Below are 13,012 nucleotides of genomic sequence, written 5' to 3' on the forward strand. Positions count from 1 at the left end.
ACCTATACGCAAGGTGATAACACGCAGCACGCGATGAATGCGGTCAACGGTAATCGTGAACCGAGCAGCAGTGATGCGCACGACTATATCTTTGTCGCCGGCTCCTCATCTTCGTCTGCGAGTGCAGGTTCTGCTAACGTCAACAACAGCATCAACTATTTCGAGAGTATTAACGTCACCATCGGCGGAAAAACCTATCAGGGTAACAACCGGTTAACCGATGTTATTTCTGGAAATGGCGAAGAAAAATTGGATCCTGGCCATTCGGATACCAAGACGTCATGGCAGTACGAACTGAATATCGATGCCGACCTGAACGGTGGTGCAGAAGGCGATCACATTAAGTCGATAACGCTGAACGGGTTGCCTGTCGGTTCCGTTGTGAGCTACACGGATGCCGACGGCCATACTGTCAGCATCGAGGTGAAAGACACCAATGGCATCACGATTGACGTGGGTGATAACGCCAATCTCGATATGAACCTGACCGTCACCTCACCGACTGAAATAACGGGCGATCACCCACTTAACGTCGATGTTACGGTCGACGTGGGTAACGAGGAGTACCCATCCGGACCGATCGTCGATGACGACACCACGCACCGTATCCCAATTGTCGGTGGGGAAGAGACACATAGCGACGATACGGTACATACCCTGGATGCCGCGGACGATGTGAGTCATAGCTCGGCCGAGCATACCGATACGGCAAACTCGGCGGATCAGACGGAAGAAACCTCTTCCACCGATCATGCTGAGGATAGCAGTTCGACGGATCAGACTGACGGTAGCACCAGCGATAGCAATACGACAGACGCTGATGGCGCCGACCAGACTGGCGATCATACATCTGAAACGGATGCCCCTGATCAGAGTGGTGATGCCGATTCTACCGATCAGACCGATCAGACCGATCAGACTGAGGATACCGGATCGACGGATCTCACCGACGACGATGCCTCTGCCGATGACAGCACCGCCAACCTGCTGGTAGATGACGATCACCTCGATCTGAGCGGCGTGGATAGCGACAACAGTCAGCTCTCCACGGCCGAAGAAAGTCCGGAGAGTTCGCTGAACCTGCTGCTGGATGACATTGATACCCAGCTCGCGGAAGCCGACAGTACCCAGAGCACGGAACCGCAGGCGGATACTTCAGCGGCGGCGGTAACTTCTGAGTCTGACCAGGAAAGCACGCTCGATCTAAGCGATATTATCCATGACGATGACAGCAAAGATCTCAGTTCGCTGATTCAGGTTGCGGATACCGGGGAGCATGCTGAAACGGCAGGAGAAGTTCAGGATGTGCCGGCAGAAAGCGGCGGCGATCAAGGCGGTGACGCCTGGACCGCGCCAAATGCCGCAGAGTTGGATCATTTGATTGCTCAGCCAGATACAGACTCTTAAAACCGAGGGGTCGGCATACGCCGACCCTTTTTCGCCATTGGGAGCCGCAGAAATACGATCACCTGATGAGCGTTCAGCCGTAGCGATACGCTGAGAAAGTCTGTACGGCATCACCATCATGACGGTGAACATAAAACCACCATTATTAGTCATGATGAAGCAATAGATCTAAGTGATATTATGAGCCATGTCCCGGGGACGCTATTGTCCTCATCAACGACAGCGCTTTTTTATTTTTTGTCTGAAGACATTGCCTCTGGTGGACAACATCAAAAACCAAGGAAATGAACGTAAGGAAAGGACGACATGATGAATAAACACATTCGGATATTAACGGGCATCTCTCTGCCACTGTTGTTCGCGAGCAACGTTAACGCCGCTTCACTAGAGCAGGCGGTCAAAGACAGTTTACTGTGGCATCCACAGGTCAGCGCATCGGTTAACAGCCGCTATTCTGCCGATCAGGATCTGCGCGCGGCAAAAGGCGGGTATCTGCCATCGTTAGATGTGTCCGCCGGGACCGGCTGGGAGCAAACGGATAACGCCAGCACGCGTGCTGCCGACGATCACCGTCGTAACCTGCACCGCAGTGAATCCAGCATCAATCTGCGCCAGAACGTCTTTAACGGTTTTGCCACCACCAGCGAAGTGGCCCGTCAGACGGCGACCGTTAACTCTCGCGCCTACTCGGTAATGAATACCAGTGAAGTCACGGCGCTGACGGCAATCCAGAGCTATCTCGACGTGCTGATGCGCCAGCGTATGGTCAAGCTGGCGGAAGATAACCTGAAGAGCCACGAACGCATTTTTGATCAGATCCGTCTGCGCACCGAGCAGGGCGTCGGACGTACCGCTGACTATGAACAAGCGCAAGCGCGTCTGGCACAGGCGAAAAACAACCTGCTGACCGAGCAAACCAATCTCGAAGACGCACAGGCCAATTATTACAGCGTGGTGGGTAAAGAGGCCGATGGGCTCTCCATGCCGCTGACCACCAAAATCCCGGCGACCCAGGCAGAAGCACGTAAGCAAATGCTGGAAAATAGCCCGCTGCTGAAACAGGCAGACTCGGATGTCGATGCCACGCGTCAGCAGTACGAAGCGGCAAAATCGCGCTTCTATCCAAGCGTTGACGTTGATGTTGGTCGCCGGATGGATAACAACGTTGACGGTACCCGCGGCCACGATCAGGAGTGGCAGGCAATGGTTCGAATGAACTATAACCTGTTCAACGGCGGCAGCGATAAGGCACAGCTGTCATCTTACGCGTATAAAATGCAGGAAGCCCAGGACGTTAAACGTAACGCGCTGCGTCAGCTGGATGAAGAGCTGCGTCTGTCCTGGAACGCCTGGCAGAACGCGAAGCAACAGGTACCGATTGCCAAAGACTACGCCGATCGCAGCGCCGTGGTGCGTACCGCGTATCAGGAGCAGTTCAGCATCGGCGAGCGTAGCCTTCTTGATATGCTCGACAGCGAAAACGAAGTATTCAACGCCCAGCGCCGCTACGTTGAGATGCAGTTTACGGAGATGTTTACCACCTACCGCATCAACGCGCGAATTGGCGATCTGTTAAAACAGCTTAATATTCAGGCACCATCTGCAGCACAACCGGTAGAGGTGCAGCAAACGGCACATACCAACTTACCTGAACTGAAGTAACAGATTTTGGGCCTGCGGGTTATCTCATCCTCCGGTGAGATAACCCCTTATATTGTTTAGCCCATGCGAGTTTTTCGCTGGTTTATAAGGTCTGACTATGGCGTCTTATACTGATCCACTTGAGCAAGCCACCCCCGCAGCGGATGACACCATCCGGCACGATCCGCGTCAAAACCATGACGACCCCCTGCTCGACTCGCTGATGATCGTCTGCAAACTGCATAACATTATTTCCAGCCGTAACGTCTTAACCGCCGGTTTGCCTTTAAAGGACAATCAGTTAACTCTCGACACGTTCCCGCGAGCCGCCCAGCGTGCGGGGCTGAAGGCGCGAATCCTTCAGCGTCCGCTGGAAAAAATCTCTCCGCTGTCGCTACCCGCAGTGGTGTTACTGAAAAACGATCAGGCGGCAGTGCTAATTGGCTGGGACGACCAGCAGCGCGCGCGTCTGCTGGCGACGGAAACGGAAGGTGGAGAGATCCTGCTGGAGCGCGAAGAGCTAGCAGAGAACTACAGCGGTAAAACCATTTTCATTCAGCCGGGGCATGCCTTTGACAGCCAACCCACGGCCACCATTCCACAAACCAAATCCTGGTTTAAAGACACCTTAAAGCTGTCGAAATACCTCTATCTCGATTCCGTCGTCGCCAGCTTTATCATTAACATCATCGCTATCGCCACGCCGCTGTTCGTGATGAACGTCTATGACCGCGTGGTGCCAAACCAGGCAACCGCTACCCTGTGGGTGCTGGCAATCGGGATTTCCATTGCGTTTGTCTTTGACTTGATCCTGAAAGTTTTACGCGGCATTTGTCTTGATCTTGCCGGTAAAAAGACCGATTTGATTGTTTCCGCAGCCTTGTTTGAACGGCTGCTCGGCATGAAAATGAAGCTACGCCCTCATCGGGTCGGCGCCTTTGCGCAGAACTTCCAGGAGTACCAGGCGGTGAGGGAGTTCCTCTCGTCGCTGACGCTGACCACGCTGATTGATTTCCCATTCACGTTATTGATTCTGCTGGTGATTGCGATTATCGGTGGCCCGCTCGCCTTTATCCCGCTGCTCTGCTACCCAATTGCGCTGCTTGTGAACTGGCTGATTCAAAAACCACTTTTGGAACAGGTACATAAAACCTTCCTGCTGTCTACCGAACGACAGGCCATGCTGGTTGAAACGGTGACCGGGCTTGATGCTATTAAGGTTAATAACGCGCAAAGCGAGCGCCAGTATCAGTGGGAGCAAATTATTGGCCAGCTCAGCAAGCTTGAGCTGCGGGTGAAATCCCTCTCTTACGTCGCGGTTAACTTTACCGCCTGGATCCAGCAGATTAGTGGCGTAGCGCTGATTGTTATCGGGGTTTACAGCATTATTGCCGGCAACCTGAGTATGGGTGGACTTATTGCCTGCTACCTGTTGAACCGACGCGCGGTGATGCCAATTGGCCAGTTCTGTAGCCTGATCACCCGCTATCAGCGCGCCAAAATGACCAAAGCCACCATCGACCGCATGATGGATCTGGAGCAGGAAGTACAGGACGACGAAGTCCCACTGAAGCGTGAGACGCTATCCGGTGCCATTGAGTTCCGCGACGTCACCTTCCGCTATCCCCAGAACCAGTTCGTGTCGCTGAACGGCATCTCACTCAAAATTGAGCCGGGCGAAAAAGTGGGAATTATCGGCCGCAGTGGCTCCGGGAAAAGCTCACTGGCGAAACTGCTGGTTGGTTTTTACCAGCCGGATGGCGGAACCATTCTGGTTGACGGTATTGACGCCCGCCAGCTCGATGTCCACGACGTGCGCCACAATATTGGCTACGCGCCGCAGGACATCCACCTGTTCAGCGGTACGCTGCGCGATAACCTGTTAAGCGGAGCCGGCTACGTCGATGATGAGACGATGATCCGCGCGGCCACCGTCGCAGGCGTGCATGAGTTCGCCCGTCGTCACCCTTCCGGCTACAACATGCAGGTCGGTGAGCGTGGGATGAATCTCTCCGGCGGGCAGCGACAGGCCGTCGCCCTCGCCCGTTCGCTGCTGCTCGACCCGCCGATATTGCTGATGGACGAGCCGACCAGCTCAATGGATAACACCAGTGAAGACTTAATCAAGAAAGCGCTGACGCCAATGGTAAGCAATAAAACGCTGCTGCTGGTGACGCACCGCGCTTCGCTGCTGTCGCTGGTTGACCGTCTGATTATTCTCGATAACGGGAAAATCATCGCTGACGGTCCGAAAGAAAGCGTGATGACGGCACTGAAAAAAGGACAAATTCATGCGCAACGCTAAACTCAACGGCCTGTTGAAGTGGCTCTTTGGCGACAAAAACGGCGCAGCAACGACCGCCAATGAGGTCAACAAAGCCCTGCTTGACGATTCGCCGCGCGTCGTGCGCATCACGCTGTGGGCGATTCTCGGCTTCTTCATCATCATGATTGCCTGGGCTTCTCTGGCTGAAATCGATGAGGTTACGCGCGGTGATGGCAAAGCCATTCCATCGTCGCGGCTGCAAAAAATCCAGAACCTTGAAGGCGGGATCGTCGCCGAGGTGTTCGTCCACGAAGGCGAAGTCGTTAAGGCGGGCGCGCCGCTGCTGCGCCTCGATGACACGCGCTTTCGTTCCAACGCCGGGGAATCCGAAGCGGACCGCTATGCGCTGGAAGCACGCGTTCAGCGTCTGACCGCACAGCTGGCCGATAAAGAGACCCTGACGCTGTCGCCGGATATCGTCGAGAAAGCCCCAGATATTGCCAACGGCGAAATGGAGCTGTTCACCAGCGTCAATAAACGGATCCAAAGCGAACTGTCCGGACTAAACGAACAGCTGGTGCAGAAGAAACAGGAGCTGCTGGACTTCCAGGCGAAAGCCGAGCAGTACCGCCGCAGCCTGGGGCTGTTGCAGCAGGAGATCGGCATGTCCGAACCGCTGGTCGCCAAGGGGGCCATCTCACGCGTTGAGGTGCTGCGTCTGCGCCGCTCTGAGGTGGAAACCCGTGGGCAGCTGGAATCGGTCACCCTGGCGGTGCCAAGAGCGCAGGCGGCGATTAAGGAGATTGAGAGCAAGGTGGGTGAGACGCGCGGGCGCTACCGCAGCGAGGCGTTATCCCAGCTTAACGAGGCGCGTACCGATCTGAGTAAAATCGAAGCCACCGGGAAAGCCATCGATGACCGGGTTAACCGTACGCTGGTCACCTCACCGGTGCGCGGCATCGTCCAGCAGCTGATGGTCAACACCATCGGCGGCGTCATTCAGCCGGGTAACGATCTGGTTGAAATCGTGCCGCTGGACGACACGCTGCTGATTGAAGCTAAAATTCGGCCGCAGGATATTGCCTTCTTACGCCCGGGCCAGGAAGCCATCGTCAAGTTCACCGCTTACGATTACACCATTTACGGTGGGATGAAAGGCAAGCTGGAGCAGATAAGCCCGGATACGGTGACCGACAAAGACGGCAAAAGCTTCTACGTGATCCGTCTGCGTACCGATAAGAACCATCTCGGCAGCGATGATAAACCGCTGATTATCATTCCGGGGATGGTGGCGTCGGTAGACATTATTACCGGTAAGAAAACCATTCTGGCCTATTTGCTGAAGCCAATTTTGCGGGCAAGGGCGGAAGCCTTCCGCGAACGCTAACCATAAAAAACCCGGCGGTAAGCCGGGTTTTTCTTTATTACTCGTTAATCTTCGGATGCTGCATCACCAGTTGCGAACGCTTCGCCTGAAGCTCGGCAATCTCCGCATCGATATCTTCAATCTTGTGTTCGATGTGGTCGTGATGCTCCTGCAGGATCTCTTTCGCTTCAGCGATATCCGATGCCGCAGGTGTTGCGCCTTTCAGCGGACGGTTGGCGGTCTCTTTCATCGTGACGCCGGTAATCAAACCAATCACCGCCACCACCATCAGATAGTAAGCTGGCATCATCAGGTCCTGAGTCGACTCCACCAGCCAGGCGGCCAGCGTCGGCGTTAGACCCGCAATCAGCACCGAGATGTTAAAGGCACTCGCCAGCGCGCTGTAGCGGATGTGCGTCGGGAACATCGCCGGTAACGACGAGGCCATTACCCCGGTGAAGCAGTTGAGGATCACCGCCAGCAGCAGCAGACCGGAGAAAATCAGGCCAATGGAGTTACTGTTAATCAGCACGAAGGCTGGAATAGAGAACACCAGCAGCGCGATACTCCCCACCATCACAAACGGACGACGACCAAAGCGGTCGCTCAGCAGCCCCATCACCGGCTGCACAAACAGCATACCAATCATAATGGCGATGATAATCAGCACACCGTGATCTTCCGAGTAGTGCAGGTTATGCGACAGGTAGCTCGGCATGTAGGTCAGCAGCATGTAATAGGTGACGTTGGTCGAAATAACCAGACCAATACACGCCAGCAGGCTGCGCCAGTGTTTAGTCGCAATCTCTTTGAACGACACTTTCGGCCCGTCCTGCAGACCCTGGCGATCGCCCTGTTCGAGCTTATCCACGTGCTGCTGGAACGCCGGTGTCTCCTCCAGCGCGTGGCGCAGGTAAAGACCGATAATCCCTAGCGGCAGCGCGATGAAGAACGGAATACGCCAGCCCCACTCAAGGAAGTTTGCCTCACCCACCGCGGTAGACAGCAGAACAACCAGCCCGGCGCCCATCACGAATCCAGCGATCGAGCCAAAGTCCAGCCAGCTGCCCATAAAGCCACGCTTACGGTCTGGCGAGTATTCGGCGACAAAGATAGATGCCCCGGTATATTCCCCACCGACCGAGAAGCCCTGCGCCATTTTACACAGCAGCAGCAGGATAGGTGCCCAGATACCAATCGACTCGTACGATGGAATCAGACCAATACAGAAGGTACTGAGCGACATAATGATAATGGTGATGGAAAGAATCTTCTGTCGACCGTATTTATCCCCGAGCATCCCGAAGAACAAACCGCCAAGTGGGCGAATCAGGAAGGGTACGGAGAATGTCCCTAGAGCGGCAATCATCTGTACGCTGGGATCGGCATCCGGGAAGAACACTTTACCTAACGCATAAGCAACGAAGCCATAGACACCAAAATCAAACCACTCCATTGCATTACCCAAAGATGCTGCGGTAATCGCCTTGCGCAATTTACCATCGTCGATGATGGTGACGTCACGTAACGTGATCGGTTTTACTTTTTTCCTTCTAAGCATGGTTTTCCTCGTTCAATTTCGCCTTGAACGCACACCCAGTGGCGGCAAATAGCACAGTATTTGCGAGGGCGCGTAAAGGGAACCGTGGAGATTCTGGTTCCGCTTATCCAAGCGTAGCAGGTTTGCATGTCTTCGCTGGAGGATGTTTCTCCAGACAATCAAACCTGTTGAGCCTGATGGCGAGTCAGTTAAAAAAGTCACCCTCGAAAAATGACCGCTTGAGGGAGAATCCTATTTACCCTAACAGCGATTAATATTGTGATCAACTTAACAAAACATTGACGCCTGCTACCAGGCTGAAATATTTCCCTGACATTTGCAGGCCGATTTCGCGTTATCCCGCTCACTTTCCCATGCTCACTTGCCTCCATTTTCCACCCATTAATCGCGATAGTTATTTCAAAATATTTCACATTGTTTTTACAGCTTTTATATTTCTCATTAGATTGCGGATTTCACTTATGAAATATGTGATCCATATAACTAAAACGCTGTTTTATTTTCATTGAATCAATATTCCAGTAAATGCATTATAGCGTCCGAAAACGCGTTAAAGATGCCAGAAAACGCCGCCCAGCACGGGTGATAACTGGGATACGAATATCAGATGATATCAGACTAACCATCTGAAATTATTATGTTTAAATTCTTCTATCACCGAGCGGTGACGCGAAGCGAGGACGGCTCATGAAAATTAAAGCAACAATGGAACGAATCCCTGGTGGGATGATGCTTATCCCGTTACTGTTAGGGGCAGTGCTAAATACATTCGCACCAACTACCGGTGAATATTTCGGTTCATTCACGAAAGGGATGATTGGCGGAACGGTACCTATTCTGGCAGTCTGGTTCTTCTGTATTGGGGCATCCATTGATTTACGCGCCACCGGCACGGTATTACGCAAATCCGGTACGCTGGTACTGACTAAAATTGCCGTCGCCTGGGTCGTGGCAATGATTGCCGCCACCTTTATTCCTGACACCGGAATTCAGACCGGATTCTTCGCTGGCCTGTCGGTTCTGGCGATTGTGTCAGCGATGGACATGACCAACGGTGGTCTGTACGCCAGCCTGATGAATCAGTACGGCACCAAAGAAGAATCTGGCGCATTCGTGCTGATGTCTCTGGAATCCGGCCCACTGATGACCATGGTGATCCTCGGTTCCGCAGGCCTTGCCTCCTTTGAACCGCACCACTTTATCGGCGCCGTGCTGCCATTCCTGATTGGTTTTGCGCTGGGTAACCTTGACCACGATCTGCGTGCTTTCTTCAGCAAAGCAACGCCGGTACTGATTCCGTTCTTCGGCTTCGCGCTGGGTAACACCATCAACCTGAACGTCATCCTCGACACCGGTCTGCTGGGTATCGTGCTGGGTATTGCGGTTATCGTCATCACCGGTATTCCGCTGATTATTGCCGACCGCGTGATTGGCGGTGGTAACGGTACTGCTGGCGTGGCGGCTTCCTCCGCTGCCGGTGCCGCGGTTGCCAACCCGGTCATCATCGCGCAGATTAACCCGTCGTTTGCGCCGGTTGCCGCCTCCGCTACCGCGCTGGTTGCCGCAAGCGTCATCGTGACGGCGATTCTGGTACCGATTATTACCGCGCTGTATGCCAAACGTTACGGGGCACCAAAGCCCGCTGAAACCGAAGCGCAGGCCGTATCGCAAGGCGCTCACCACTAATCTTCCGCCCCCCTCGTCCGAGGGGGGTTTACGTTTTCCCCTTCGCTTTCTTCCGCCCATCTCCGGGATAACACCGACAAATGCAGGGTTTTGTTGTATCATTAAGGCCATTTTCGGCGATTTGCCGTTTTACAGGCCCTTGCCTTTCGCACTGCACTTTTGAGGATATCTCCCATGTCATTACCCCATTGCCCACAATGCAATTCCGAATACACCTATGAAGACAACGGCATGTTCATCTGCCCGGAATGCGCGCACGAGTGGAACGATGCTGAACCGGCGCACGACAGCGATGAGCTAATCGTCAAAGATGCTAACGGTAACCTGCTGGCCGACGGCGACAGCGTCACCGTGGTAAAAGATCTGAAGGTGAAAGGTAGCTCTTCCATGCTGAAGATCGGCACCAAAGTGAAGAACATCCGCCTGGTCGAAGGCGATCACAACATCGATTGCAAAATCGACGGTTTCGGCCAGATGAAGCTGAAATCTGAGTTCGTGAAAAAGAACTGATTTAAGCCTCATTATTGCCGGATAGCGCGACGTTTATCCGGCAATCTACCTCCCGCCACGCTTCGCTCCCTGAACCAACACGCACTACACTTACTGGGCTATCCTTACCTGAGGTAACGATCATGCCTTTAAGTCCCTATCTCGCTTTTTCCGGCAACTGCGCCGACGCTATCGCCTATTACCAACAGGCGCTAGGCGCGGAACTGCGCTACAAAATCAGCTTTGGCGAAATGCCGCCCTCCGCCATGGATGATGAAGGAGGCTGCCCGTCCGGCCTCAAGTTCCCCGACAGCGCTATCGCCCACGCCAACGTGCACATCGCAGGCAGCGATATCATGATGAGCGATTCCGTCGCCTCGGATGGCCTGCACTACGCCGGTTTTACCCTGGTGCTCGACACCCAGGATGTGAAGGAGGGGAAACGCTGGTTCGACAATCTCGCCGCCAACGGCAAGGTTGAGATGCGCTGGCAGGAGACCTTCTGGGCGCACGGATTCGGTCGCGTCATCGACCGATATGGCGTGCCGTGGATGATTAACGTTGTCAAACAGCAGGAGCCAACGCTCTAACCCGACGGGAGGCAACGCCTCCCGTCCTGTCATCAAATACCCACCAAGAATTCATCCTCAAGCAACTTTTTCTTAACCAAAACGTCACATTAATTCGCCACGATGGGGCCACTTTTTAGAAGGGGTTCCAGCATGCAAACGATTATTCGCGTTGAAAAGCTCAACAAGACGTTCAATCAGCATCAGGTGCTTCACGCCATTGACCTGAACGTGCACGCCGGTGAGATGGTCGCTCTGCTTGGGCCATCCGGTTCTGGCAAATCCACCCTCTTACGTCACTTAAGCGGCCTGATTGTCGGCGATAAAACGCCAGACTGTCGCGTCGAACTACTCGGTAAAACCGTCCAGCAGGCGGGCCGCCTGGCGCGCGATATCCGTAACAGTCGTGCCCACACCGGCTACATCTTCCAGCAGTTCAATCTGGTGAATCGCCTGAGCGTGATGGAGAACGTGCTGATTGGCGCGCTCGGCAGCACCCCGTTCTGGCGCACCTGCTTTAGCTGGTTTACCCGCGAACAAAAACAGCGCGCATTACAGGCTCTGACCCGCGTCGGTATGGCGCATATGGCCCACCAGCGCGTCTCTACCCTTTCCGGCGGCCAGCAGCAGCGCGTGGCGATTGCTCGGGCGCTGATGCAGCAGGCCAAAGTCATCCTCGCCGATGAACCTATCGCCTCGCTGGATCCTGAATCCGCGCGCATCGTGATGGATACCCTGCGCGACATCAACCAGACCGATGGCATCACCGTGGTGGTGACGCTGCACCAGGTCGACTATGCGCTGCGCTACTGCGAACGCATCGTCGCGCTGCGTCAGGGACACGTGTTCTACGACGGCAGCAGCCAACAGTTTGATAACGAACGTTTTGACCATCTCTACCGCAGCATTAATCGCGTCGAAGAGAACGCGCAGGCTGCCTGACATCCCCACAATGAGGAATGGAAATGAGCTATAAGACGGTTGCCGCGCTGGCCTTTACCAGCATGTTCAGTCTCAGCACCCTGCTCACCCCGGCGCACGCCGAAGAGCAGGAAAAAGCGCTGAACTTCGGCATTATTTCGACGGAATCACAGCAGAACTTAAAGCCACAATGGGAGCCGTTCCTGAAGGACATGGAAAAGTCGCTGGGCGTTAAGGTTAACGCCTTCTTCGCGCCGGACTACGCCGGCATCATCCAGGGCATGCGCTTTAATAAAGTGGACATCGCCTGGTACGGTAACCTCTCCGCCATGGAAGCGGTGGATCGCGCCAATGGCCAGGTGTTTGCCCAAACCGTCGCCGCCGATGGCTCCCCAGGCTACTGGAGCGTGCTGATCGTCAACAAAGACAGCCCAATCAATAACCTCAATGATCTGCTGGCCAAGCGCAAAGAGCTGACCTTCGGCAACGGTGACCCGAACTCCACCTCCGGCTTCCTCGTCCCGGGCTACTACGTCTTCGCCAAAAATAACGCCTCCGCCAGCGACTTCAAACGCACGGTTAACGCCAGCCATGAAACCAACGCGCTGGCCGTCGCCAACAAACAGGTCGATGTCGCCACCAACAACACCGAAAACCTCGACAAGCTGAAAACCTCTGCGCCGGACAAGCTCAAAGAGCTGAAGGTTATCTGGAAATCACCGCTGATCCCTGGCGACCCGATTGTATGGCGTAAAAACCTTTCTGAAACCACCAAGGACAAGGTCTACAGCTTCTTTATGAATTACGGCAAGACGCCGGAAGAAAAAGCCGTACTGGAACGTCTGGGCTGGGCGCCGTTCCGCGCCTCAAGCGACCTACAGCTACTGCCGATTCGCCAGCTGACGCTGTTTAAAGAGATGCAAACCGTGAAGGGCAACGGCACGTTGAATGCCGATGAGAAAGCAACGAAGACTGCCGATATTCAGGCGCGTCTGAACGATCTTGATCGTACCACCGCAGCGATTGGCGCGATGACCTCGGTCACCAAAGCGGTGCAGTAGCCCTTTTCCCCCTCTTCCCGTCGGGGAGAGGGGACTCAGGAAACA

At 54.4% G+C, this 13,012-nt stretch carries 10 protein-coding genes; 9 read left to right on the forward strand and 1 reads right to left on the reverse strand.

All coding sequences use genetic code 11. The features are described from left to right. The 4 genes from KCR01S_RS25365 to KCR01S_RS13965 form a co-directional block, all read left to right on the forward strand. The coding region (locus KCR01S_RS25365) for a hypothetical protein (protein WP_167348828.1) at nucleotides 1–1,407 on the forward strand (1,407 nt) is incomplete at its 5' end. A gap of 309 nt (nucleotides 1,408–1,716) precedes the next feature. Continuing rightward, nucleotides 1,717–3,069 carry a TolC family outer membrane protein gene (locus tag KCR01S_RS13955; RefSeq protein WP_061283398.1) on the forward strand — a complete coding sequence of 451 codons (1,353 nt, stop codon included), beginning with the start codon at nucleotides 1,717–1,719 and terminating at the stop codon, nucleotides 3,067–3,069. Nucleotides 3,070–3,166: 97 nt separating this feature from the next. Further along, nucleotides 3,167–5,353 carry a type I secretion system permease/ATPase gene (locus KCR01S_RS13960; protein WP_061283319.1) on the forward strand — a complete coding sequence of 729 codons (2,187 nt, stop codon included), beginning with the start codon at nucleotides 3,167–3,169 and terminating at the stop codon, nucleotides 5,351–5,353. After that, complete coding sequence (locus KCR01S_RS13965; protein ID WP_061283320.1) at nucleotides 5,340–6,701, forward strand: HlyD family type I secretion periplasmic adaptor subunit; 1,362 nt, start codon at nucleotides 5,340–5,342, stop codon at nucleotides 6,699–6,701. Before KCR01S_RS13960 ends, KCR01S_RS13965 begins: the two co-directional genes overlap by 14 nt. A 37-nt stretch (nucleotides 6,702–6,738) precedes the next feature. On the opposite strand, the gene proP is transcribed toward KCR01S_RS13965, so the two are convergent. Beyond that, a complete protein-coding gene (gene proP, locus KCR01S_RS13970; protein ID WP_061283321.1) occupies nucleotides 6,739–8,241 on the reverse strand; it encodes a glycine betaine/L-proline transporter ProP in 1,503 nt (500 codons plus the stop codon). 687 nt (nucleotides 8,242–8,928) lie between these two features. On the opposite strand from proP, the gene kdgT reads away from it, so the two are divergent. From kdgT to phnD, 5 genes are all read left to right on the forward strand, one after another. Next, nucleotides 8,929–9,927, forward strand: coding sequence for a 2-keto-3-deoxygluconate transporter (gene kdgT / locus KCR01S_RS13975; protein WP_061283322.1), 999 nt, complete (start codon nucleotides 8,929–8,931; stop codon nucleotides 9,925–9,927). A gap of 174 nt (nucleotides 9,928–10,101) precedes the next feature. Continuing rightward, nucleotides 10,102–10,437, forward strand: a complete 336-nt coding sequence (locus KCR01S_RS13980; protein ID WP_052281881.1) for a zinc ribbon domain-containing protein YjdM — start codon at nucleotides 10,102–10,104, stop codon at nucleotides 10,435–10,437. 122 nt (nucleotides 10,438–10,559) lie between these two features. Continuing rightward, a complete protein-coding gene (yjdN, locus tag KCR01S_RS13985) occupies nucleotides 10,560–11,006 on the forward strand; it encodes a VOC family metalloprotein YjdN (RefSeq protein WP_061283323.1) in 447 nt (148 codons plus the stop codon). Between the two features lie 132 nt (nucleotides 11,007–11,138). Continuing rightward, on the forward strand, nucleotides 11,139–11,927 hold the full coding sequence (gene phnC / locus KCR01S_RS13990) for a phosphonate ABC transporter ATP-binding protein (protein WP_061283324.1): 789 nt from the start codon (nucleotides 11,139–11,141) through the stop codon (nucleotides 11,925–11,927). 23 nt (nucleotides 11,928–11,950) lie between these two features. Further along, complete coding sequence (gene phnD / locus KCR01S_RS13995; protein ID WP_052281878.1) at nucleotides 11,951–12,967, forward strand: phosphonate ABC transporter substrate-binding protein; 1,017 nt, start codon at nucleotides 11,951–11,953, stop codon at nucleotides 12,965–12,967. The last annotated feature ends 45 nt before the right edge of the window (nucleotides 12,968–13,012 follow it).

It is taken from the genome of Kluyvera cryocrescens NBRC 102467 (assembly GCF_001571285.1).
GTDB lineage: Bacteria > Pseudomonadota > Gammaproteobacteria > Enterobacterales > Enterobacteriaceae > Kluyvera > Kluyvera cryocrescens.